The organism is Dankookia sp. GCM10030260, from assembly GCF_042666655.1.
Taxonomy (GTDB): domain Bacteria; phylum Pseudomonadota; class Alphaproteobacteria; order Acetobacterales; family Acetobacteraceae; genus Paracraurococcus.
In genome coordinates, this window is the sequence record NZ_JBHTDE010000008.1 from 75,574 (window position 1) to 100,416 (window position 24,843).

Annotated in this window: 12 protein-coding genes and 1 tRNA gene; 10 read left to right on the forward strand and 3 right to left on the reverse strand. The window is 70.9% G+C overall.

The window, feature by feature from the left end; all coding sequences use genetic code 11:
• Positions 1 to 19: 19 nt before the first annotated feature.
• Positions 20 to 1,822 (reverse strand): PHA/PHB synthase family protein, encoded by a 1,803-nt coding sequence (locus ACFQS7_RS21875; protein WP_380069261.1) that lies wholly within the window; start codon positions 1,820 to 1,822, stop codon positions 20 to 22.
• Positions 1,823 to 2,025: 203 nt separating this feature from the next.
• Here ACFQS7_RS21875 and ACFQS7_RS21880 point away from each other — a divergent pair, with 203 nt between their 5' ends.
• From ACFQS7_RS21880 to ACFQS7_RS21905, 6 genes are all read left to right on the forward strand, one after another.
• The gene (locus ACFQS7_RS21880; RefSeq protein WP_380069262.1) at positions 2,026 to 2,532 is read left to right on the forward strand and encodes a hypothetical protein; all 507 of its coding nucleotides are present in this window, start codon (positions 2,026 to 2,028) and stop codon (positions 2,530 to 2,532) included.
• A 111-nt stretch (positions 2,533 to 2,643) separates the two neighbouring features.
• The gene (locus ACFQS7_RS21885) at positions 2,644 to 3,864 is read left to right on the forward strand and encodes an LL-diaminopimelate aminotransferase (RefSeq protein ID WP_380069263.1); all 1,221 of its coding nucleotides are present in this window, start codon (positions 2,644 to 2,646) and stop codon (positions 3,862 to 3,864) included.
• The gene (locus ACFQS7_RS21890) at positions 3,861 to 5,213 is read left to right on the forward strand and encodes a homoserine dehydrogenase (protein WP_380069264.1); all 1,353 of its coding nucleotides are present in this window, start codon (positions 3,861 to 3,863) and stop codon (positions 5,211 to 5,213) included. Before ACFQS7_RS21885 ends, ACFQS7_RS21890 begins: the two co-directional genes overlap by 4 nt.
• A gap of 66 nt (positions 5,214 to 5,279) precedes the next feature.
• Positions 5,280 to 6,272: a class II fructose-bisphosphatase gene (glpX, locus tag ACFQS7_RS21895; RefSeq protein WP_380069265.1), complete on the forward strand. Its 993-nt coding sequence runs from the start codon at positions 5,280 to 5,282 to the stop codon at positions 6,270 to 6,272.
• A 25-nt stretch (positions 6,273 to 6,297) separates the two neighbouring features.
• Positions 6,298 to 8,091, forward strand: a complete 1,794-nt coding sequence (gene recJ, locus ACFQS7_RS21900) for a single-stranded-DNA-specific exonuclease RecJ (RefSeq protein WP_380069266.1) — start codon at positions 6,298 to 6,300, stop codon at positions 8,089 to 8,091.
• A gap of 50 nt (positions 8,092 to 8,141) precedes the next feature.
• Positions 8,142 to 8,217, forward strand: a tRNA-Glu gene (locus ACFQS7_RS21905).
• A 142-nt stretch (positions 8,218 to 8,359) separates the two neighbouring features.
• On the opposite strand, the gene ACFQS7_RS21910 is transcribed toward ACFQS7_RS21905, so the two are convergent.
• On the reverse strand, positions 8,360 to 19,162 hold the full coding sequence (locus tag ACFQS7_RS21910; protein WP_380069267.1) for an SdrD B-like domain-containing protein: 10,803 nt from the start codon (positions 19,160 to 19,162) through the stop codon (positions 8,360 to 8,362).
• A 200-nt stretch (positions 19,163 to 19,362) separates the two neighbouring features.
• Entirely contained in the window at positions 19,363 to 19,638 is a 276-nt protein-coding gene (locus ACFQS7_RS21915; protein ID WP_380069268.1) for a hypothetical protein, read from the reverse strand.
• A 156-nt stretch (positions 19,639 to 19,794) separates the two neighbouring features.
• Between ACFQS7_RS21915 and ACFQS7_RS21920 the strand changes: the two genes are divergently transcribed.
• From ACFQS7_RS21920 to ACFQS7_RS21935, 4 genes are all read left to right on the forward strand, one after another.
• Positions 19,795 to 20,007, forward strand: a complete 213-nt coding sequence (locus tag ACFQS7_RS21920) for a hypothetical protein (protein ID WP_380069269.1) — start codon at positions 19,795 to 19,797, stop codon at positions 20,005 to 20,007.
• A 12-nt stretch (positions 20,008 to 20,019) separates the two neighbouring features.
• Positions 20,020 to 22,977, forward strand: coding sequence for a formate dehydrogenase subunit alpha (locus ACFQS7_RS21925; RefSeq protein WP_380069270.1), 2,958 nt, complete (start codon positions 20,020 to 20,022; stop codon positions 22,975 to 22,977).
• A gap of 70 nt (positions 22,978 to 23,047) precedes the next feature.
• Positions 23,048 to 23,644 carry a formate dehydrogenase FDH3 subunit beta gene (gene fdh3B / locus ACFQS7_RS21930; protein WP_380069271.1) on the forward strand — a complete coding sequence of 199 codons (597 nt, stop codon included), beginning with the start codon at positions 23,048 to 23,050 and terminating at the stop codon, positions 23,642 to 23,644.
• Positions 23,641 to 24,795, forward strand: coding sequence for a formate dehydrogenase subunit gamma (locus ACFQS7_RS21935; RefSeq protein ID WP_380069272.1), 1,155 nt, complete (start codon positions 23,641 to 23,643; stop codon positions 24,793 to 24,795). The genes fdh3B and ACFQS7_RS21935 overlap by 4 nt, the downstream gene beginning before the upstream one ends.
• Positions 24,796 to 24,843: the final 48 nt, after the last annotated feature.

Genomic DNA, 24,843 nt, shown 5'->3' on the forward strand with positions numbered 1-24,843 from the left:
GCCTTTCCCTCGTCGGGCTTCAATCGGTCGCCATCACCCGCACATAGCTGCCCGGGGCATCCTCGATCGCCGCCAGCTTGCCGGCACCGGGCATGCGCGCCGGCACCTGGTCCTTGTTCAGCCCGGCCACCCAGCGGTGCCAGTCCGGCCACCAGGACCCGGCGAGTTCGGTGGCGCCCTTGAACCATTCCTCCGGGTCGGCCGGCAGCGCCTCGTTCACCCAGTGGCTGTACTTGCCGCTGTCGGGCGGGTTCACCACGCCGGCGATGTGCCCGCTCGCGGCCAGCACGAAGCGCACCGGCCCGGCATAGACCTGGGTGGCGCGGTAGGTGGATTTCCACGGTGCGATATGGTCTTCCCGGGTCGAGACCAAGTAGCTCGGCACCTTGATCTTCCGCAGGTCGATCGGCTGCCCGAGCAGGTCCAGCGCGCCGGGCTTCACCAGGTCGTTCTGCTGGTACATGTGGCGCAGGTAGTAGCTGTGCATCCGCGCCGGCATGCGGGTGCTGTCGTCGTTCCAGTAGAGCAGGTCGAAGGGGAAGGGCTCCTGCCCGAGCAGGTAGTTGTTCACCACGAAGGACCAGATCAGGTCGTTGGCGCGCAGCATGTTGAAGGTCGTCGACATCTCCCGGCCTTCGAGGAAGCCGTGCTTCTGCATCCGCTCCTTGAGGCTGTGCAGTTGCTCCTCGTCGATGAAGACGCCGAGCTCGCCGGCCTCCTCGAAATCCGTCATGGTGACGAAATAGGTCGCCGACTTGATCCGCGTGTCGCGCTTCGCCGCCATGTGCGCCAGCGTCGTCGCCAGCAGCGTGCCGCCGAGGCAATAGCCGATGGCGTTGATCTGGCGCTCGCCGGTCGCTTGCTCGATCGCGCCGAGGGCATCGTAGATGCCCTCCTGCATGTAGTCCTCGAAGCCTTTCTCGGCGAGCCTCTCGTCCGGGTTGACCCAGGAGGTGACGAAGACCGTGTGGCCCTGGTCCACCGCCCAGCGGATGAAGGAGTTCCGCGGCCTGAGGTCGAGGATGTAGAACTTGTTGATCCAGGGCGGCAGGATCAGCAGCGGGCGCCTGAGCACCGTCGGCGTGGTCGGCGCATACTGGATCAGCTGCATCAGGTCGTTCTGGAACACCACCTTGCCCGGGGTGACCGCGATGTTCTCGCCGACCCGGAACTTGCTGTCGTCCGACATGCGGATGCGCAGCCTGCCCTTGCCGCGTTCGAGGTCCGCCAACAGGTGCGACAGGCCCTTCAGCAGGTTCTCGCCGCCGGTCTCGGCGGTGCGGCGCAGCACTTCCGGGTTGGTCAGCAGGAAGTTGGACGGGCTCATCGCATCGACGAATTGCCGCGTGTAGAAATCGACCTTCTGCGCCGATTTGGGGTTCAGCCCCTCGACCCCGCCGACCACCGTCTGGAAGTAGCGGGCGCTGAGCAGGTAGGACTGCTTGATGAAGTCGAAGACCTCGTTCTCCCGCCAGGCATCGTCCTTGAAGCGGCGGTCGCGGGGGTCCTCGGCGATCACCGGCGGCGGCTCGGCGCCCATCATGCGGCGGGCGGTGTTCTGCCAGAGCGTCAGGTAGTCCTGCCAGAAGCCGAGCTGCGCCTGCATCATCCGCGCCGGGTTCGCCATCAGCCGGGCGGTCATGTCGAGGAAGGCGCCGCCGATGTTCAGCGGGTCGGGCGAGCCGTCCGCATTGGCCTGGCGCTTCAGGAAGTCGGTGACGATCCGCTGCCCACGCTCCGCCACCTCCGACATGGTGCGGGTCACCAGCGCCGGATCGGGCAGCCGGAAATGCGGGTGATCGGGCGGCTTTTCCTGGTCCATGCTGCATCCTACCGCGTCGCTGCGGCTTCGCTCCAGCCCGGTACCCTTTATGTTCTTGTGACGAAGCGCAATAACCCGATTGCGCGCGCCGCACGTTTCCGCACCTGCGGTTTTGGCCTATTCCTGGGGCCTGGATGCGGGGCGCTGGGATCATGCGAAACGGGCGGCGGCGCGGGGCAGGGCGGGTTGCGAGGGGGGCGGGGGTGTTGCTCTGCCTGTCGCTCGGCGCCTGCGCGGTGCCGGAGGAGCTCAATGTGGTGGCGATCTACGACCGGATCTCCGGCAGGGCCGATGCCAACCGCCCGGTGCCGCCCGGGATGGACCTGCCGACGCCCAACCTGGCCAGCATCCCGCCGCGGCCGGAGCGGCCTTCCCCCGAATTCCGCCAGGCGGTGACCGATGCCCTGGCCGCGGACCGCGCCCGCTCGCGCGACCCGCTGGTGCTGCGCAGCGTCGCGGTGCCGGGTGCCGCGGGCGGCGAGAGCAGCGGCGGGGCCGCCATGCCGGCCGCCCCGCCGCGCCGCGCCAGCCTGGCCTCGGCCCCCGCCATCCCCTGGGGCGAGGCGCCGGCCCAGCCCGCGCCGCGCAGCCTGCCGGATGGCGCGCCCGCCGCCCCCGCCAGGCCGTCCGCCCCGCTGCCGGAGATGCCGGCCGATGCCCCCGCCGCGCCGCCGCCGGAGCTGCTCGGCCCGCCGCCGCTGCCGCGCTGAGGCGGTTTTTTGCCGCACCGCCACCGGGGCGCTGACTTTGCGGCGCGATAGGCTCTATACCGGCGGGCCGCGCCGCCTGCAGGCGTGGGCCCACCGCACGGACCCAAGTCGATGACCGAGGAATTCCACCGCATCCGCCGCCTGCCGCCCTACGTGTTCGCCGAGGTGAACGCAGCCAAGGCCAAGGCACGGGCAGCGGCAGAGGACATCGTCGACCTCGGGATGGGCAACCCGGACAGCCCGACGCCGCCGCATATCGTCGCCAAGCTGATCGAGGCGGTGCAGGACCCGCGCACCCACCGCTATTCTATGTCCAAGGGCATCCCCGGCCTGCGGAAGGCGCTGGCCGGCTACTACGACCGCCGCTTCGGGGTGAAGCTGAACCCAGAGACCGAGGTCGTGGCGACCCTGGGTTCCAAGGAGGGCCTGGCCAACCTGGCCCAGGCCATCTCCTCCCCGGGCGACACCATCCTGGTGCCCAATCCCTCCTACCCGATCCACCAGTTCGGCTTCATCATCGCCGGCGCCACCGCGCGCAGCCTGCCCTGCACGCCGGACGACGAGATGCTGGCGGCGATCGACCGCGCCGTGCGGCATTCGGTGCCGAAGCCGACCGCGGTCATCGTCAACTTCCCGTCGAACCCGACGGCGCATCTGGCCTCGATCGAGTTCTACCGCGAGCTGGTCGCGCTTTGCCGGAAGCACGAGCTCTTCATCCTGTCGGACCTCGCCTATGCCGAGCTATATTTCGGCAGCACCCCGCCGCCCTCCGTGCTGCAGGTCGAGGGCGCGCGCCACGTCACCGTCGAGTTCACCTCGCTGTCCAAGACCTACAACATGCCCGGCTGGCGCATGGGCTTCGCCGCGGGCAACGAGCGGCTGATCGGCGCGCTGACCCGGGTGAAGTCCTACCTCGACTACGGCGCCTTCGCGCCGATCCAGATCGCCGCCGCCGCGGCACTGAACGGGCCGCAGGATTCGGTCGCCGAGATGCGCGTGCTCTACAAGGAGCGCCGCGACCTGCTGGTCAAGGGCCTGCACGCCGCCGGCTGGGACGTGCCCTCGCCCGATGGCTCGATGTTCATCTGGGCGCCGATCCCGGAGAAGTTCCGCCATCTCGGCAGCGTCGAGTTCTCCAAGCTGCTGCTGGCGCGGGCCAAGGTCGCGGTCGCCCCCGGCCTCGGCTTCGGCGAGCACGGCGACGGCCATGTCCGCATCGCGCTCGTCGAGAACAACCACCGGATCCGCCAGGCGCTGCGTGGCATCCGCGGCTTCCTGGCCGGGGACAACCTCGGCCCGGTCGAGCCGGAGAAGGAGGTCGTGTCCGCATGAGCGCGTCGGAGCGTGGAAGGCCGGAGGCCTGGAGCGTGAATCAGCCGCGCCCGCCGCACGGCAAGCCGCTTTCCATCGCGGTCGCCGGCCTCGGCACGGTCGGCGGCGGCGTCCTCAAGCTGCTGACGGACAATGCCGAGATCGTCGCCGCCCGCGCCGGGCGGCCCATCATCGTGGGGGCGGTCTCCGCCCGCGACCGCAACCGCGACCGCGGCCTGCCGCTCTCCACCCTGCGCTGGTACGACGACCCGGTGGCCCTGGCCGCCGACCCCGGCACCGACGTAGTGGTCGAGCTCATCGGCGGCAGCGAGGGCCCGGCCCGCGCCCTGGTCGAGGCGGCGATCCGTGCCGGCAAGCCGGTGGTCACCGCCAACAAGGCGCTCCTGGCGGTCCACGGTGCGGCGATCGCCGAACTGGCCGAGGCGCGCGGCGTGCCGCTGGCCTTTGAGGCCTCGGTCGCCGGCGGCATCCCGGCGATCAAGGCGCTGCGGGAAGGCTTGGCGGCCAACCGCATCTCCCGCGTCGCCGGGATCCTGAACGGCACCTGCAACTACATCCTGACCGTGATGCGGGAGGAAAAGCGCGAATTCGCCGAGGTGCTCGCCGCCGCCCAGGCGCTCGGCTACGCCGAGGCCGACCCGGCCTTCGACATCGACGGCGTGGACGCGGCACACAAGCTGGCGATCCTGGCCGCGCTCGCCTTCGGCCGGCCGGTGGATTTCTCCGCCGTCCATGTCGAGGGCATCCGCGAGGTCAGCGCGCTGGATATCGCGCTCGCCGCCGAGCTGGGCTACCGCATCAAGCTGCTGGGCCTCGCCGCGCGGACGCCGGCCGGCATCTCGGCCCGCGTGCATCCCTGCATGGTGCCGGTCGCGGCGCCGATCGCCCGGGTGGACGGGGTCTACAACGCCGTCGTGGCGGAAGGCGACCATTGCGGCCGGATCATGCTGGAAGGCCGCGGCGCCGGCGCCGGACCCACGGCCAGCGCCGTGGTCGCCGACCTCATCGACCTGGCGCGCGGCCGGGTGACGCCGGTCTGGGGCGCCGCCGCCGGTTCGCTGGACGCCGTCCCCTCGGTGCCGATGGAACGCCATGTCGGCGCCTACTACCTGCGGCTGATGGTGCTCGACCGCCCCGGGGTGATCGCCGATGTCACCGGCATCCTGCGCGACCATGCCATCAGCATGGAGGCCATGCTGCAGCGCGGCCGGGCGCCGGGCGAGGTGGTCCCGGTGGTGCTGACCACGCATGATTGCGAGGAAGCCTCGATGCGCGCCGCCCTGGCCCGGATCGCCGCGTTGGATTCGGTGCTGGAGAAGCCGGCCCTGATCCGGATCGAGCCGCTCTGACCCGCGGGCCGCTTCCGGCGCCCGGCCCATCGTTGTAGGTTCCTGCCCAAGGATACGGAGGCTCACATGGCGGATTACGAGGCGTCGACGCTGCTGGTCGATCGCAACCTGGCGCTCGAACTGGTCCGGGTGACGGAGGCCGCGGCCCTGGCCTCGGCCAAGTGGATCGGCCGCGGCGACAAGAACAGCGCCGACGGCGCCGCCGTGGACGCCATGCGCAAGGCCTTCGACACGGTGGCCATCAGCGGCACCGTGGTGATCGGCGAAGGCGAGATGGACGAGGCGCCGATGCTCTATATCGGCGAGCATATCGGCCTGGGCGGGCCCGAGGTCGACATCGCCGTCGACCCGCTGGAGGGCACCTCGATCACCGCCAAGGGCGGGCCGAACGCCATCGCCACCGTGGCGCTGGCCGAGCGCGGCGGCTTCCTGCACGCCCCCGACATCTACATGGACAAGATCGCGGTCGGCCCCGACCTGCCGGAGGGCGTGGTCCACCTGGATGCCAGCCCGGCGGAGAACCTGCGCGAGCTGGCCAAGGCGAAGAAATGCGAGATCGGCGACCTGATGGTCTGCACGCTCGACCGCGACCGCCACGCCGACCTCATCAAGGCCTGCCGCGCCGCCGGCGCGCGCATCACGCTGCTCGGCGACGGCGACGTCTCCGGCGTCATCGCGGTGTCGCAGCCGGAGGCCGGCATCGACATCTACATGGGCTCGGGCGGCGCGCCGGAAGGCGTGCTGGCCGCCGCCGCGCTGCGCTGCATCGGCGGGCAGATGTTCGGCCGGCTGATGTTCGAGGACGAGGACCAGGTGAAGCGCGCGCGCGAGATGGGCGTGACCGATCCCGCCAAGATCTACCGGGTCGACGAGATGGCGCGCGGCAACGTCATGTTCGCCGCGACCGGCGTGACCACCGGCGCCATGCTGCGCGGCGTGCGCCGCACCCCGGGCGGCGCGGTGACGCATTCCATCGTGATGCGCAGCAAGTCGGGCACCGTCCGCTACGTCGAGGGGCTACACAATTTCGCCCGCAAGCCGGCGGCCATGATCGGCTGAGGCGGCGGGACAAGGAACCGGGCCGATGGATGCCGGCCTGCTGCCGGAGGCCGTGCTCGGCGTCGGCCGCAGCGTGACCGGCCGGCGCTGGGTCTGGCGCGAGGCGGATGCCCGCACCGCGATGGCGATTGCCCAGCGGGCCGAGCTGCCCGAGCTGGTCGGCCGCCTGCTGGCGGCGCGCGGCGTGGGCATCGACGCCGTCGCCGACTTCCTCAAGCCCACCCTGCGGGTGCTGCTGCCCGACCCGTCGATCCTGCGCGACATGGACGTGGCGGCGGCCAGGCTGGCCAGCGCGGTGCGGGAGGGCGAGACGGTCGCCGTCTTCGGCGACTACGACGTCGACGGGGCATGTTCCGGCGCGCTGATGGTCCGCGCGCTGCGCCAGCTCGGCTGCACCGTGTCCCACTACGTGCCGCACCGGCTGACCGAGGGCTACGGGCCGAACGCCAATGCCATCCGGGCGCTCTGCGCGCGTGGCGCGACGCTGATCGTCTGCGTCGATTGCGGCATCGCCGCACATGAGGCGCTGGAGGCGGCGCGCGGCCTGGCCGACGTCATCGTGCTCGACCATCACAAGGCGGAAGGCGCGGTGCCGCAGGTGGCGGCGGCGGTGAACCCCAACCGGCTCGACTGCAATTCGGGGCTGCGGCACCTCTGCGCCGCGGCGGTCGCCTTCATGGCCTGCATCGCGCTGCACCGGGTGCTGCGGCGGGAAGGGGTGTTCCAGCGCCGGCCGGAACCGCCGCTGCTGGAATTGCTGGACCTGGTGGCGCTGGCCACCGTCTGCGACGTCATGCCGCTGACCGGCGTCAACCGCGCCCTGGTGACGCAGGGGCTGAAGGTGATGGCGCGGCGCGGCCATGCCGGGGTTGCCGCGCTGCTCGATGTCGGGCTGGTGCGGGACCAGCCGACGGCGCATTCGCTGGGCTTCGTGCTGGGGCCGCGGATCAACGCCGCGGGGCGGATCGACGAGCCCGATCTCGGCCTGCGCCTGCTGCTCTGCGACGACCCCATCGAAGCGCGCGCGATGGCCGAGCGGCTGGACGTGGTGAACCGCCGGCGGCAGGAGGTCGAGGCCGACGTGCTGGGCGCCGCCTTCGCCGAGGCCGAGGCTCAGTACCAGGCCGGCCATGCGGTCCTGCTGGTGAGCGGCGAGGGCTGGCATCCCGGCGTAGTCGGCATCGTCGCCGGCCGGATGAAGGAGAAGTTCAACCGTCCCGCCTGCGTCGCCGGGGTGGCCGAGGGGCTGGCCAAGGGCTCCGGCCGGTCGGTGCCCGGCCTCGACCTCGGCTCCGCGGTGATCGCGGCGCGCCAGGCCGGGCTGCTGGAGACCGGCGGCGGCCATGCCATGGCGGCCGGCTTCAGCTTCCGCACCGGCCGCCAAGCCGAGCTGCACGCCTTCCTGGAAGCCCGCCTGGCCCGCGCCGGCGAGTTGCCGGGGGCGGCCGACCTGCTGGTCGAGGGCAGCGTGATGGTGCCGGCGGCGACCTCGGCGCTGGCGCAGCAGGTGGAACGCCTGGCGCCCTTCGGCGCCGGCAACGAGGAGCCGATCTTCGCCCTGCCGCGCGCCCGCGTGGTCCGCGCCGACCGGGTCGGCAAGGAAGGCAACACGATCCGCGCCTTCATCGAGGGCGAAGCCGGCGGCCGGCTGAAGGCGATCTGCTTCCGCGCCAAGGAAGGCCCGCTGGCCGAGGCGCTACTGGCGCGCAACGGCGTGCCGATGCACCTGTGCGGCCAGTTGCGGGCGGAGCGCTGGAACGACGAGGTCAGCGCCTGCCTGCACGTGGTCGATGCGGCGATGGTGGGCCCGGGTTCCTGACGGCAGGGGACTTGACCGCGGCGCGCCCGGCCACTACTCCGCACCCCGTGGTCCCCATCGTCTAGAGGCCTAGGACACCAGCCTTTCACGCTGGGTACGCGGGTTCGAATCCCGCTGGGGACGCCATCCTTCCACGGCACCGCATCGACCGGCTCCGGCGCCTCGCGCACGGGGGCCGCAGGCCTGTCCGCGTCACGGCACGACCGCCGCCCGCGGTCAGGGCGCGGGTGGCGGCGCGTCGGCCGGGCCTCGGGGCCCGGCCCTGCCGCTACACCAGGTGCCAGAGCGCGCCCGGATTGGCGACGAAGCCGCCGCCGACGCCGGCCGTGCCGTCCATCAGCCAGACCGAGATCGCGCCGCCGTCGTTGCGCCACAGGATGTCGGCACGGTCGTCGCCGTTGAAGTCGTCGAGGCCGGCGACCTTCCACGCCGTGCCCGGATTGCCCAGCGTGCCGCCGCCCAGGTACTTGCTGCCATCCATCAGCCAGAGCGACACCGCGCCGCCATCGTGCCGCCAGAGGATGTCGGACCTGGTGTCGCCGTTGAAGTCGCCGGTGCCGACGATGTGCCAGGCGGTGTCGATCACGCCGAAGGCGGCGCCGCCGACATAGCCGGGGCCGTCCATCCACCATTCCGACACCGCGCCGCTGTCGTGGCGCCAGAGGATGTCGGACTTGCCGTCGCCGTTGAAGTCGCCGGTGCCGGCAACCCTCCAGTCGTTGGCAACGGCGGCGATGCTGCCGCCGCCGAGGCTGGTGGCGCCGTCCATCAGCCATGTGGCGATGGTGCCGTCGTCCTGGCGCCAGAGGATGTCGGACCTGCCGTCGCCGTTGAAGTCGCCGATGCCGTTCACCGTCCACCCGGTGCCCGGATTCCACAGCGCGGTCGTCGACTTCGCCACCAGGCCGTCCATCAGCCAGAGCGACAGGCTGCCATCCGTGCCGTTGCGCCAGAGGATGTCGGCGCGGCCGTCGCCGTCGAAATCGCCGGTGCCGGCGACCTGCCAGGCATTTCCCGGATTGGCGAAGGTGCCGCCGCCGATGAAGGCCTGGCCGTCCATGTGCCAGATCGCCGCCGACCCGTCCGCGGCGCGGAACAGGTAGTCGTTGTTGCCGTCGCCGTCGAAATCGCGCGCCGGCGCCACCGCCGCCTTGCCGACCGCGATGGTGACGTCGCCATCCGCGAAGGCGAGCGTCTCGACGTCGCGCAGCAGGTCGGTCTTGACCACCGCGCCGCCCTGGATGTGCCGCACGGTCCAGGAGCCATCGGCGTTCATCACGACCGAGGCCTCGGTCGCGGCGAAGCCGTAGGCCACCTTGTCGGTGCCGCCGCCGCCGTCGATCGCGTTGTTGCCGCGGCCGCTGGTGAAGACGTCGGCGCCGTTCTTGCCGATCATGGTGTTGCCGCCGTCGCCGCCGTCGAAGACATCCGCGGCGTTGCTGCCGATCAGCACGTCGTTGCCGCCGTTGCCGTGGAAGGTCGTGCCGGTGGTGGCCACCGCGATGTCGTCGCCCTCGGTGCCATGGAACCGGTTCGCGCCGGGGGCGAGGACCACCGGGGGGAGTGGGGCGATATGGCCGAAGGCGCCGGGCATGGCGTCCTCGTCCGGGTGGTAGACGATGGAGCCGGGCTGGACCGGGCTGTTGAAGACCAGCGCCGCATCCTCGCCGAAATACAGCACCTCCATGCCGTTCAGCCGGCCGGTCGCGGTCGGCGCGGCATAGCCGTAGACCTGCACCGTGTCGCCCTGGCCGGGGTGCACGGCCTCGATCCACTGCACCCCGTCGCCCTTCTGATAGATGAAGGTGTCGGCCTGGTTGCCGCCCTTGACCAGGTCGCCGATGCGCAGGCCGGACAGCTCGCCGGTCGTCGCGTCGCGGTGGATGGTGCCGTCGTTGGTGCCGCCGATCAGCGTGCCGCTGCCGTGGATGTCCTCGTTGCCGCCGCCGCCGTAGATCAGCGCCAGGCTGTCGTTGCTTTCCAGCACGTCGTTGCTCGGCCCGCCGAGCAGGATGTCGTAGCCGGCCAACCAGGCCTTGGAGGTCCCCAGCGCCTGCATGTTGTTGGGGCCGCAGCCGCCGACCATGATGTCGGGATCGGCGCTGCCCTCGAAGATGTTGCTGCCGCCGCCGCCGACCAGGATGGAGCCGCCATTCGGGCCGGAATGCAGCACGTTGTTGCCGGTGCCGCCGATGACATACTGGCCGCCGACATTGCCATTGGCATTGAGGTTGCCGACGCCGGCGACGATGAAGTTGCCGGCGACGTTCAGGTTCACCACGCCGCCCTCCGGCAGCGCGATGTACCGCGGCACGTCCTTCACGTCGTAGGCGCCGCCGGTGACAACCAGCGGCGTGCCGTCGAGCAGCGAGCCGGTGCGATAGGCCAGCACGCGGTCGAGGCCGGTCAAATCCTCCCCGCTCTGCAGCACCACCGGCTGGGTCGCGGTGCCGCCGGCGGTGAAGACGAGGCCGCCCGGCAGCACGAATTCCAGCGTGTACCGCGCCGGGGCGAGATCGGCGAAGACATAGCCGCCGGCATGGTCGGTGGTGGTCGCGGCGACCTGCGCGCCATGGCTGTCGAGCAGCCGCACGGTGACGCCGGCGAAGACCGCGCCGGGCAGCTTGAAGTCGCAGATCGCCGGCGGCAGCGCGAGGCCGACATGCCCGGCCAGCGAGCCCGGCCGGTAGAGCCCGGCATCCTGGGCCAGGTCGCTGCCGCCGCTGGTCAGGTCGAGGCCGGCGGTGCTGCCGTCCGGCCGCGCGTCGCTGTCCGCCGCCGCATCGCCGGTAACTTGCTGCGTGAAGCGCCAGCCAGGCGGGGCGGTGAAGGCCACGTGGTACCGGCCGGGCGGCAGGTCGGTGAAGAGGTAGGCACCGCCCACCGTCACCTGCGTCGCGGTGTCGCCGGTGACGTCGTTGGTCAGCGTCACCGTGATGCCGTCGAGCCCCGGCTCGCCGCTGCCCTGCAGCCCGTCGCCGTCGACATCCTCCCAGACCCGGTCGCCGATGGTGACGCGCCTGTAGAGCCCGGCATCGATGCCGTCATCGAAGCTGCCGGACGCGAGGCTGTGGATGCCGCTGATGCCGGAGACCTGGTCGGCGTCGCTATCGGTGGCGGCCGCGCCCCGGAAGGGGCGGGTGAAACTGAGGCCGGCGGGGGCGGTGAAGCCGACGCGGTAGTCGCCGGGCGGCAGGGCCTCGAAGGCATAGCTGCCATCGGCCGCCGTCGTGGTCGTCAGGCCGGTCGCGCTGCCGTCGGCGCGCAGCAGCCGCACGGCGACGCCGGCGATGCCGGATTCGCCAGCGTCCTGCCGGCCGTCGCCATCGGCATCCAGCCAGACCCGGTCGCCGATCCAGCCGAGCTTGTAGAAGCCGGCATCGAGATCGGCATCGGCGGCGCCCGAAGCATAGGTCTTCAGCGCGGTCCGGCCGGTCAGCGGGTCGGCGTCGCTGTCGGTGGAAGCGGTGCCGGCGCCGGTCGAGGCGGCGACGTAGCCGGCGGGGCGGTCGAACTGCACGCCGTACCGGCCGGGCGCGAGGCCGGCGAAGCCGTAATGGCCGGCGGCATCGGTCGTCGCCTGCTGCCCGGCGATGGGCAGGCCATCGGCGCCGAGCAGGCGCACCGTGACGCCGGCCAGGACGCCGTCGCCGGCATCCTGGATGCCGTTGCCGTTGCGGTCGAGGAAGACGGTGTCGCCGAGGCTGACCGGGCGGTAGAGCCCGACATCGTGGGTGAGGTCGTTCTGACCCGACGCGATGGCGAAGGCGGCGCCCTGGCCGGTCGCCGGGTCCGGGTCGCTGTCGGTCGCCGCGGTGCCGCGGCCGGCCGGCGCCAGTACCCAGCCGGCGGGGGCCGCGACGCTTTCCTGCCAGGTGCCGGGGCGGAGGCCGGTGAAGAGGTACTGGCCGCCGTCATGGGTGACCTGGGAAAGGCTCTCGCCGGTCAGCGCGTTGGTGATGGTGACGGTGACGCCGTCGACGCCGGGCTCGGCATCGTCGATGCCGTTGCCGTTCAGGTCCTCGAAGGCGCGGTCGCCGATCGCGACCGGCTGGAACAGCCCGATATCGGCCGAGGTCACGTCCTGCCCGGCGGTCAGCGTATAGCTGCCGGTGCGGCCCGTGGCCGGATCCGCGTCGCTGTCCAGCGCGTCGCCGGCCCGATCGGCCAGGGTAAGCCGGTAGCCGGCGGGGGCGACGACCTGAACCCTGTAGTCGCCAGGCGGCAGCAGGGCGAAGCGGTAGGTGCCGCCCGCCCCCGTGGCCTGGCTGGCGACGAGGCTGCCGCCCTGCAGCAGGTTGACGGTGACGCCCGCCAGCCCGGCCTCGCCCGCATCCTGCACGCCGTCGCCATCGGTATCGACCCAGACCCGGTCGCCGATCGAGGCCGGCCGCCAGAAGCCCGCATCGATCGAGCCGTCGGCATCGCCTGAGACATAGGTCCGCAGCGGCGCGAGGCCGCCGGCGTCGATGTCGCTGTCGAGGGTATCGGCGACGCCGGCGGCATCCTGCGTGGTGATGATGGTGCCGGCGGGCGTCGCCACCTTCACCCGGTAGGTGCCGGGAGCGACGCTGAAGCCATAGGCGCCGGTTGCGCCGGTGGTGGTGGTCGTCACCACCGCGCCGCTGGCATCGAGCAGCGAGACGGCGACGCCAGCGATGCCGGGTTCGCCATCGTCGCGGCCGTTGAGGTTGGCATCCTCGAAGACGCGGTCGCCGATGGTCACGGGCCGCCAGGCGCCGGCATCGATCGCCAGGTCGGTCTGGCCGGAGGTCAGGGTGATCTTTCCGGTGCTGGCGCTCACCACGCCGCCGGTGGTCACCGGGTCGCTGTCGGTGGCAGCGGCGCCACTGGTCGCCTTGGTCAGCAGGTAGCCGGCGGGCGCCGTGACGGTGGCGTAGTAGTCGCCCGGCCGCAGCCCGGTGAAGCCGTAGGCGCCGCCGCCCGAGGTCGTCTGCGTCGCGCCGACCTGGGTGGTGGTGCCGAAGCTGAACAGCTTGATGGTGACGCCGTCCAGCCCGGCCTCGCCCGCATCCTGCAGGCCGTTGCCGTTGGTGTCGAGCCAGACGCGGTCGCCGAGCGCGGCCGGCAAATAGAAGCCGGCATCGATCGTGCTGTCGCTGGCGCCGGAGGCGTAGGTCTTGCCGGCGGTGATGCCGGTGCCGGCATTCGGGTCGCTGTCGGTCGCCGCCGCGCCGCTCGTGGTGCCGGTGATGACATAGGCCGAGCCGGCCGGCCGGGTGAACTGGACGGCATACTTGCCGGGCGCCAGGCCGGAGAAGCTGTAGCTGCCATCGGCCAGGGTGACGACCGACCTGCCGGCGATCGCGACATTTGCGGCGTCGAGCAACTGCACCGTGACGCCGGCGAGCGGCCGGTCGCCCGCATCCTGCAGCCGGTTGCCGTTGACGTCCTCGAAGACGGTGTCGCCGATGGTGATGGGCAGATAGACGCCGGCATCGACGCTGGTGTCGGTGGTGCCGTTGGTCAGGGTATAGACCCCGGTCTTGCCGCTGGCCGGGTTGGCGTCGCTGTCCCTGGTATCGTCGGCGCCGGCATCGGCGGCGGAGAACAGGTAGCTCGCGGTCGCGCCGGCGGGCAGGAATTGCAGCTTGTACTGGCCGGGCACCAGGCTGGTGAAGCTGTAGCTGCCATCGGTGCCGCCGACCCGCGCCGTGGTGGTGGTCGCCAGCACCGCATCGGTGCCGGGGTCGAGCAGCCTGACGGTGAAGCCGTTGACCCCGGTCTCCCCGGAATCCTGGATCCCGTTGCCGTTCTTGTCGACGAAGACGAGGTTGCCGATCGCCGCGGCGACGGTGGTGAGTGACCGGGCGTCGGTCAGGTCCGGCTGCGCCGTCCCCGCCGCCACGCCGTATGCGTTGACCGGCACGGTCGAGGACAGGCTGGCGGTATTCGTCAAGGTCGTCCCGGCGCTGGCGCCGATGGGCACCTGCGCCACCACCTGGACCGTGATCTGGTCGCGGGCGTCGCTGAGGTTGTCGCCGGCATTGGTGACGTCGCCGAAGTCGAAGCCGACCTTGCGGGTCGCCGCGTTCCAGGTGCCGCCGGCCGGCGTCGCCCCGGTGATGTTGCTGCCGATCGAGACCAGCGACGCGGAGATGAAGGTGAGCCCGGCCGGCAGCAGGTCGGTCAGCACCAGGTGCTGGGTGCCCTCGGCCAGGGTCGCGGTGATGGTGTAGGTGAAGGTCTCGCCGGCCGCGGCGTTGCTGCCGGTGGTATAGAGGCTGGTGCCGGTGTCGACCGCCTTGCCGATGGCGTTGCCGAGCGCGACGGAGACCGTCGCCGGGTCGCTGGCGCTGAAGGTCCGCCCGGGGTTCGGCGCCTGCGCCGCGCCGGCGGTCTGCCAGTCGAGCACGGCGGTGTTGGTGATCGCCTGGCCGTTGACGACATCGTCGAGCAGCCTCGCCTGGTAGCTGAAGCTGATCGGCCCGCTGCCGAGCGCGAATGCATCTTGGTGGAAGGCGATGGTGCCGCCGGAGATGCTGAGCCCGGCCAGCGTGCTGAGGCTGCCGGCGACATAGGCCTCGCCGGCCGGCAGCAGGTCGGTCAGGTCGACGTCGTAGGCGTTCGCGCCGCTGCCGGCCGCATGGCGGATGGTGACGGTATAGGTGGCGATGTCGCCGGCATTGCCGACGGCGATGTCGACCGCCTTGTCGACCGTCAGGCGGGGCTCGACGAAGTCCACCGTGGCGGTCGCGGTGGTCGACCTGGCGAGATCGGTTTCGGCATAGGCGCTGTTGGTCAGGCGGTCGCCGGCCTGGTTGGCGGCATGGCTGGCCGCCACCGCCTTCAGCTCGACGACGATATCGTCGCCGCCGGCGAGGTTCAGGTTCGGGTCGTTGTCGATGGTGCCGAAGTCGAAGCTGATGCGGTCGACGAAGCCGTTCGCCGCGCCGCTGTCGGTCGCGGTGATGGTCGGGGCCGCCAGCAGCGCCCCGCCGCTGAGGTTGCCGCCGATCGAGACCACTTTGGCCGACCCCGCGACATAGCTCAGCAGCCCGCCGCCGGTGCCGAGCGCCAGGCTGTCGGCCAAGCTGTCGACGATACGGAAATTCTGGCTGATGCCCTCGGGCAGGGTGACGGTGATCCGATAGGTGATCTCCTCGTTCACCTTGACGTCGGCGTCGCTGGCGCTGCTGCCCTGCGCGGTGGCGGTATCGGCATAGCCGGTGGCGAAGACCAGCTTCGCCACCGAAGGCGGATTGACCTTGAAGACGGCATCGTCGGCCAGGCTGTAGGCGTGTTCCTGCGGGTCGGTGCCGGGCAGGGTGCTGGCGGTGGCCGTCGCGGTATTGGTGATGGTGGTGCCGGCCGGCACGGTGTCGCTGATCTTGGCCTTGAAGCTGAACCTGATGAATTGTCCGGCGTCGAGCGCGGCCGCGGTCACCTGCAGCGCTGCGGCGCCGGCGGCATTGCCCTGGACCACCGTGGCGGCGGCGCTGCCGCTGGCGAAGGTGATCGAGTTGGCCAGCACCGCGGCATCGATGCCGAGGTCGGCCAGCAGGTCGTCGTCGATCGAAATGTCGTAGGCGGTCGCGTCGTAGCCGCGCGCCTCGTTCGTCAGGGTGATGGTGTAGGTGACCACGTCGGCGGCATCGCCGGTGGACTGGCTGATGCCCTTGGCGATGGTCAGATGCGGCTTCACCGCCTCGACATCCGCGGTCGCGCTGATGCTGCGGCGGTCGGCCGGGTCACCGGCGGCCTGGAAGCTCAGCGTCGCGGTGTTGGTCAGCGCCTGGCCGTCCAGCGCGCGGTTGGCCGCCGTGTCGGTCAGCCGCGCCACCACCTGCACGGCGATCAGGTCGCCGCCATCGGTGACGTTGTCGGGCGCGTTGGCGACATTGCCGAAGTCGAAGCTCAGCGTGTCCGCGACGCCGTCGGCATTGCGGTCGCTGAGCAGGCCGGCCTGGCCCAGCACGAATTGCGCGCCGCCCGAAAGGTTGGCGCCGATGCCGGTCAGGGTGGCCGAGATCGCCTGCAGCTGGCCGCCGGCGTTCGGCAGCAGGTCCTGCAGCTGCAGCGCCGTCGCGGAGCCTTCCGGCAGGCGGATGGTGATGCTGTAGGTGACGGTCTCGCCGATCGCCAGGTCGGCCAGCGCGGCATCGCCCTGGGCGGTGCCGGTGGCGCCAAGGCTGCTTGTCGCGACCAGCTTGGTGATGGTCGGGACATTGTCGATCGAGGCGTCGTCGCTGACTGGCAGCGGGTTGCTCGGCACCCGGTCGATGCCGCCTTCCTCCGCCGCGTAATGCGCGATCGCGGCGGTATTGCGCAGCGGCACCGCGGCGAGTGCCAGCGTGTCCGCCAGCTTCAGGTCGTAGGTGATGACGGCGATATTGGCGCCGCTCGTCGGATCGTAGCTGCCGAGCGCGCCGTTGCCGCTGGCCGGGTCGACCAGCTCGATCCCGCCGGCAGCGTCGAACAGCCCGGCCCCGACCGCCTGCCAGGCCAGCGCCCGGCCGCTGCCGTCGGTGACCTGGAGGTTGATGCCCGCGGCGCCGAGGCCGGTGGCGACATAGCCGGTCGGCAGGATGTCGCGGATCAGCGTGTCGAAGGCGCCGCGCCAGCCCTGGCCGGTATTCTCCACCACGATGGCGAAGGAGACGGTGTCGCCGGCATCGCCGTTGTGGAGGTCGGCATCGACCGGCGTGGTCGAGAGCAGGTCGCTGCCGAGCGTGCCGGCGAAGCGCGGCCCGGCGCTGCCCGGGGCGGTGAAGGCCAGCGGGCCGAGGCTGCCGTCCAGCGTCGTCGCGTTGACGAAGCCCGAGGCCGGGTTGTCGCTGCCGATCACCCCCTTGGTGAGCTTCAGGACCGGCTCGCCCAGGATGAACTGGATGATCGCGTTGCGGGCGGAGACGTCGCCGAAGGAGTTGGTCTCGCTCGAGGTCACCTGGTTGGTCAGCAGCAGCCCGTCGCCGAAGGGCTTGTCGTTGACCCGGAGCGTGACCAGCAGGTCGAGCGTCGTGCGCCGGTAGGCAGGGTCGGTGACGTCGCCGAAGTCGAGCGTCAGGCTGTTGCCCGCGGCATCGAAGCGCAGCGTGGGCAGCAGGCCCGGCAGGCGGTCGTGGAAGGTGTCGGCCGGGCCGAATTTCACCACGCCGGCCGCCGGGCTGGTCGCATCGGCGATATTGAGGAAGCTGAAGCCGGCCGGCGTCGCCGCATCCGCATCGGCATCCGCCGCGCGCAGCACCGGCAGCGGCAGGAAATCCGCCAGCGTGACCTTGTGCGCCGAGGTCAGCGGCAGGTCGAGGCCGAGGCGGAAGGTGATCAGGTCGCCCGCCTGGGTCTGCGCCGGCGCGTCGAAGCCGGTGGTGCCCTTCGTGGTGTCGCCGTTGATGGCGTAGATCGCCTTGGAGACGCTGCTCACCGGCAGCGTGACATGCGCGCCGCTGTCGTCCCGCGGCACCTCGCCGGTCAGGTAGACGGCGCCGTCGTACAGCACGTCGTTGCGGATCGGGTCGCCCTGGTCGACCAGCCCGTCGCCCGGCACCGGACCGGTCCAGCTGGCGTCGAGCGTGGTGTGGTAGGCGATGCTGATGGTGGCGGGCCGGTAGGCGGCGGCATGCGGCACCGCGCCGAGCCCGCCGCCGTTGCCGTCCAGCACCGGGTCCAGCCCGGCATTCCGCAGGGTCGCCGAGATGTCGAAGACCAGCGGCGTCCTGCCCGCCGCGGTCTTGGCCAGCGCGCCGGCGCCGGCGACGCCGGCGGAATAGACCACCGCGCCGCTGTAGACGAGCGTGCCGCCTTCGAAGATCGAGATGGTCGGCGCCTGCGCCGCGTCGAAGGTCTGCCCGTCGCCGAGCGTGTCGTCGACCACCAGGTCCTGCATCTCGAAGTAGTTCGAGACCTGGCCTTCCAGCGTGTAGCGCAGGTCGCCGCCGGGCTGCCAGTCCTTCACCCCGTTCAGGTCGGCATCGCCGCTGACCAGGGCGACGCCCTTCTGGATGGCGATCGACTTGGCGGTGACGATGTCCTCCGGCCCGACCGGGTCGATGTCGATCCGGATGCTCGGGGGGGTGCCGGCCGGCTGGCCGACATCGGCGCGGTCGCGGGCGTCGATCGGGATCCAGTCGGCGGTCAGCCGCGCATGGTCCTGCAGCGGGCGGAAGGCGCCGGTGGCCGGGTCCAGCACCGGGGTGTTCGGCGGTAGCGCGGTGTTGCTGAGGAACTCGGTGACGTACCAGTCCAGCTTCAGCATCGGCTTGACCGTGCCGGCGAGGATGGTGCCGTCGAAGGCGCCGGTCACCGTCTGGGTGCCGTCGGCGTTCCGCACCACTTGGACCGTGCCGGGCAGGGCCGCGCCGGTCAGCCCGTCGATCAGCTGCGGCGTCCGGGTCAGCACCACGCCGTCCGGCAGGGTGTCGATCAGCGTCAGGTTGTCGAAGCTTTGGCCGGTGGCGAGCTGCGCCCAGGCCACCCAGGTGCGGGGGTAGGAGGGGCCGGTGGCGGTTTCCTGTTCCGGGCCCCAGTAGTCGACATGCAGGGTGGCGACGATCGGGTTGACGCCCAGGGTCGCCGGCGCGCCGGTGATGACCGGGTCGGCCGCCGGGTCGTTGAACTCGTCGGCGCCATAGGCGAAGCCGCCGGTGGCGGTGACAGCCAGCGGCTGGCCGAGGTCGGCCAGGTTGGACAGGCCGAGCGTGAGCAGGATGTCGGCCGGCGTCTGCGCGCCGGTGAAGCTGCCGAAGGGCAGCTTGAGCACCAGCAGCTGGTCGCCCGGCGTGCCGTGGACGACCAGCGGGTTGCCTGCGGCATCCAGCGCGAAGGGGTGCAGCGCGAGACCGGCCGCATCGAATTCGACCAGGGTCGATTCGACCGCGACGCCGAGATGCGTCGCCTGCAGGAAGGTCAGGCCGTCATTCGCCGGGGCGTTGCCGGTGCCGCTGCCGTCGGTGCCGTTTCGTGGCAGGATGACGTCGATGTAGGGAGCGTAGCCGACCTCCGTCGGATCCGTCGGGATGTTGTCGAAGCGGAGGGTGAGGGTGGTGCTGTCGCCAAGATAGACATCGGTGGAAGCGACGGTCTCGAACGAGACGACGGGGCGCGGCGCCATGCCCGGACACTCCTCAACGCGCGCCGGATTGCGTAATCGGTTCGTGACGGGGCGCTAGCTGAGTGATGTCCGCGGAAGCGGCGATTTGCAACCTATGATCGCTAATTTCTCAAAAATGAGTTATTTTTGCCGAGATTTGCGTCATGTGCCGAGACTTGTAACTTTTTTTGTATTCATCGCCTAGGCCAAGCGGCCGGCGCTTACTGCTTTCCCGGCGGGTCGGCCTGACCGGGCAGCGGCAGCGGCAGGCTCGAGGTCGACCCCGGCGCGGTGCTGGCCGCACCGCCCCCCGGATCCTGCTTCGGCCGGCCGTCGCTGAGGTCGGACGGGCGCGGTGCCGGCGGCTGCGCCGGCGGGGCGCCTTGCGGAATCGGCGTCGTCACCCCTTGGCCGGGGGCGGTGCCCTGGGCCGCGGCGGCGAGCGGCGCCGCCAGCCCCAACAGCAGGACGAGCGCGAGTCGGGCGGGCGCCGGCATGACGGGACATTCCTTGAATGGCAGGCCTGGATGGCGGGGTGCCGTGGCAACGCCGCCTGCCGCCGCACGGTTGCCCGGATAAATCCGTGGCTGCTCCGGCATCCCGCCACCGCGTGCCGCGTTGCCGCTGCGCGTTTGGGTGGGAGTGGGCAGGCCATGCGGGACGATCGTGACGACAAGGCACAGGCGCGCCGCCGCTTCCTCGGCGGCCTGGGCCTCGCCGCCGTTGCCGCCCCGGCCGCGGCGATCGAGGCGGATGGCGGCACCGGCGGGCTTGCGCCGCGGAAGGAGGGCGAGCGCGCGCGGCGCACCCCGCGCTACCGCGAAACCGACCATGTGCGGGATTTCTACCGCACCAACCGTTACTGAGGGCCCGACGCGATGCTGATCCGGCGCAATGACGCGCAGGCGGGCCGGCGACGGCTGGCGGAGACCTACCAGGGTCTCTCGGCCAGCGGCACCGACCGCCGCGGCTTCCTCAGGCAGGCGGGGCTGGGCGGGGCCGGGCTGGCGGCGCTCGGCGCGCTGCCGCCGCGGCTGGCGCAGGCGCAGTCGCCGGTCGCCGAGGCGATGGACCGCAGCGTCCCGGCCAGACGGATCAAGAATGTCTGCACCCATTGCTCGGTCGGCTGCAGCGTCATCGCCGAGGTGCAGAACGGCGTCTGGACCGGCCAGGAGCCGGCCTTCGAATCGCCGATCAACCGCGGCACCCACTGCGCCAAGGGCGCCTCGGTGCGCGAGCTGGTGCATGGCGGCCGGCGGCTGAAATATCCGATGAAGCTGGTCGGCGGCGAGTGGCAACGGCTGTCCTGGGACCAGGCGATGTCGGAGATCGCCGCCAAGCTGCTGGAGATCCGCCAGCGCTCGACGCCGGAGGCGGTGTTCTGGCTGGGCTCGGCCAAGTTCACCAACGAGGCGGCCTACCTGTTCCGCAAGTTCGGCGCCTTCTGGGGCACCAACAACACCGACCACCAGGCGCGCATCTGCCATTCCACCACGGTCGCTGGCGTCGCCAACACCTTCGGCTACGGCGCGCAGACCAACAGCTACAACGACATCCGCAATTCCAGGACGATGATCGTCATGGGCGGCAACCCGGCGGAATCCCACCCCATCGCCACCCAGCACATGCTGGCGGGGCGGGAGCTGAACCGGTCCAACTTCTTCGTCGTCGACCCGCGCTTCACCCGCACCGCGGCGCATGCGACGGATTACGTCCGCATCCGCCCGGGCACCGACATCCCGATCATCTGGGGGATGCTGTGGCACATCTTCCAGAATGGCTGGGAGGACAAGGAATTCATCGCCCAGCGGGTCCATGGCATGGATGAGATCCGCCGCGAGGTGACCAAATGGCCGCCGGCCGAGGTGGAGCGGGTGGCCGGCGTGCCCGAGGCGCAGCTCAAGCGCATGGCGCAGGTCTTCGCCACGCAGAAGCCCAGCACCCTGATCTGGTGCATGGGCGCGACCCAGAAGACGGTGGGCACCGCCAACGTGCGGGCCTTCAGCATCCTGTGCATGGCGACCGGCAATGTCGGCTCGGCCGGCACCGGGGCCAATATCTTCCGCGGCCATACCAACGTGCAAGGCGCGACGGACATGGGCCTCGATGTCTCGACCCTGCCGGCCTATTACGGCCTGGACGACGCCGCCTGGCGGCATTGGTGCTGGGTCTGGCAGGTCGACTACGACTGGATGGTCGGCCGCTTCCACAGCAAGAAGCTGATGGAGATGCCCGGTATCCCCAGCACCCGCTGGTTCGACAGCGTGGTGCTGCCGCGCGGCGAGGTGGACCAGCCGTCGAACTGCAAGGCCATCTTCGTCATGGGGCATGGCGGCAATACCGTCACCCGCATGCCGGAAGCGGTGAAGGCGATGGAGCAGCTGGAGCTCATCGTGGTCTGCGATCCGCATCCGACCACCTACGCGCAGATCTCCGACCGCCGCGACGGAACCTACCTGTTGCCGATCTGCACCAATTTCGAGACGGTCGGCAGCCGCACCGCCTCCAACCGATCCCTGCAATGGGGCGAGCAGGTGGTGTCGCCGATCTTCGAGAGCCGCAACGACTACGACGTGATGTACGACCTGGCCAGGCGCTTGGGCTTCGCCGAGGAGATGTTCAAGAACATCAAGGTCAACGACGGCGTCGTCGTGGTCGAGGACATCCTGCGCGAGATCAACCGCGGCACCTGGGCGCTGGGCTATACCGGCCAATCGCCCGAGCGCTTGAAGCACCACATGGCCAACCAGCAGCATTTCGACATCACCACGCTGCGCGGCGCCAAGGGCTCGCCGGTGGAGGGCGAGGTCTATGGCCTGCCCTGGCCCTGCTGGGGGACGCCCGAGATGAAGCATCCGGGCACCCACATCCTGTACGATACTTCCCTGCACGTGAAGGAGGGCGGCGGCACCTTCCGCGCCCGCTTCGGCGTGGAACGGAACGGGGAGACGCTGCTGGCCGAGGGGTCCTGGACCAAGGGCTCGGAGATCGAGGGCGGCTACCCGGAATTCACCGTCGCCGTGCTCAAGCGGCTCGGCTGGTTCGACGAGCTGACGGCGCGGGAGAAGGAGAGCATCGCCCGCGTCGGCGGCGAGAACATCGACCGCGTGTCGTGGTCCACCGACCTGTCGGCCGGGATCATCCGGGTGGCGATGGACCATGGCTGCGTGCCCTACGGCAACGCCAAGGCCCGCGCCGTGGCCTGGAACCTGCCCGACCCGGTGCCGATGCACCGCGAGCCGATCTACACCCCGCGGCTCGACCTGATCCCGACCCCCGACCAGGCCGCGGCGATGGCGGCCGACCCCAAGGCCGAGGCGCCCACCGGCACCTACCCGACGCTGCGCGACCGCCGCGGCTTCCGGGTGCCGCATCTCGGGCTCTCGGTGCAGATGCGCTCGCACCAGGTGGCACGCGACTTCCCGATCATCCTCACCTCCGGCCGGCTGGTGGAATACGAGGGCGGCGGCGAGGAGACCCGGTCCAACCCCTGGCTGGCCGAATTGCAGCAGGACATGTTCATCGAGATCAACCCGGCCGACGCGACGGCACGCGGCGTCGTCAACGGCCAGTTCGTCTGGGTGCTGGGGCCGGAGAGCAACAGCCGGATCAAGGTGAAGGCGATGATCACCGACCGGGTCGGCCCCGGCGTCGCCTTCGTGCCCTACCACTTCGGCGGCTGGTGGCAGGGCGAGGACCGGCGGAAGTTCTACCCGCCCGGCACCGACCCCTACGTGCTGGGCGAAAGCGCCAACACCATCACCACCTATGGCTACGACCCGGTCACCTTCATGCAGGAAACCAAGGTGACGCTCTGTCAGATCAGGGGGGCATGATGGCTGCGATCGTGGAGGGCCGCATGGCCCGGAACGTGAATCGCTGCCATTCCCGCGGGGAGGCACGCTGATGGCGCGGATGAAGTTCCTCTGTGATTCGGATCGCTGCATCGAATGCAACGCCTGCGTCACCGCCTGCAAGAACGAGCACGAGGTGCCCTGGGGCATCAACCGCCGCCGCGTCGTCACCATCAACGACGGCAAGCCGGGGGAGCGCTCGATCTCCATGGCCTGCATGCACTGCACCGACGCGCCCTGCGCCGCGGTCTGCCCGGTGGACTGCTTCTACACCACGGCGGACGCCATCGTGCTGCACGACAAGGACCTGTGCATCGGCTGCGGCTACTGCTTCTACGCCTGCCCCTTCGGCGCGCCGCAATACCCGAAGGTCGGCAATTTCGGCGGGCGCGGCAAGATGGACAAGTGCACCTACTGCGCCGGCGGGCCGCAGCAGGACAACACGCCGGTCGAGTATTTGCAGTACGGCAGCAACCGCATCGCCGAGGGCAAGCTGCCGCTCTGCGCCGAGATGTGCTCGACCAAGGCGCTGCTCGCGGGTGATGGCGACATCATCGCCAGCATCTACCGCGAGCGGGTGCAGCAGCGCGGCTACGGCTCCGGCGCCTGGGGCTGGCGCACCGCCTACAAGCAGGAGCTGACGGTATGACCGGCTTTCCCGCCGCCGCCCTCGCCATCGCCCTGTCCTTGTCCGGCGGCAGCACCATGGCCCAACCGGCGGCCGGCGCGCCGGAGGTGCAATCCGCCGCGCCCGAGGTCGGCGCCGGCCGCGGCGGCACCAACAACAGCCAGCAGCCGACGAGTACCGAGCAGTCCTCCGACACCGGCCAGGAGCGCAGTCCCGCGCCGCAGGGCGTCGCGCCGCGCCCGGCCGTCCCGGTCGAGCCCATCGTCCCGGCGCCGCCCTTCGCCTCCCGCGGCCGCCCGGACGCGGCCGAGGTCGAGCAGGAGATGGCCCGCCAGCTCGGCGTGCTGCGCGGCACGGTGACCATCCCCAACCAGTCCGCCGGCATCCTGATCCAGCCGGTCGGGCGCGACTGGCGGACCTGGCGCACCACGGTGCTGACCATCGCCGGCGCGGTCGTCGTGCTCGGCACCGTCGCGCTGTTGGCCGGGCTGTTCCTCTGGAAAGGGCCGACGCCGATCGAATCCGGCCGGTCCGGCCGCAGCATGGCCCGCTATAATTGGCTGGAGCGGTTCAACCACTGGATGGTCGCCAGCAGCTTCATCATCCTTGCGCTCACCGGGCTGAACATCACCTTCGGCGTCTACGTGCTGCGACCGGTGATCGGGCCGGAGGCCTTCACCGCGGTCACCTGGTGGGGCCAGGCGGCGCACCAGTACGTCTCCTTCGCCTTCGTCGTCGGCCTGGCCGGCATGCTGGCGGCCTGGGCGCGGGACAACTGGCCACGGCGGGTGGATGTCGCCTGGGTCAAGGCGGGCGGACCGCTGGCCAAGGGGCATCCGCCGGCGGGGCGGTTCAATGCGGCGCAGAAGGCGCTGTTCTGGTTCCAGGTCGGCGGCGGCGCGCTGGTGGCGGTCAGCGGCTACCTGCTGATGGCCCCCGCCTTGCTCGACAACATCACCGACCAGCAACTGGCGCATCTGGTCCATGGCGTCATGGCGATGCTGCTCATCGCGGTGATCCTTGGGCACATCTATGTCGGCACCATCGGCACCGAAGGCGCCTTCGAGACGATGTCCACCGGCCGGGTCGACGTCAACTATGCGCGGGAACACCACAGTGCCTGGGTGGACGAGCAGCAGGCCGCGGCACGGCGGCTGGCGGCGGGGGATTGACGCGCGGTGTTGGAGAGGGAGGGATTTCCTTCCCAGGCCCGGCCATTG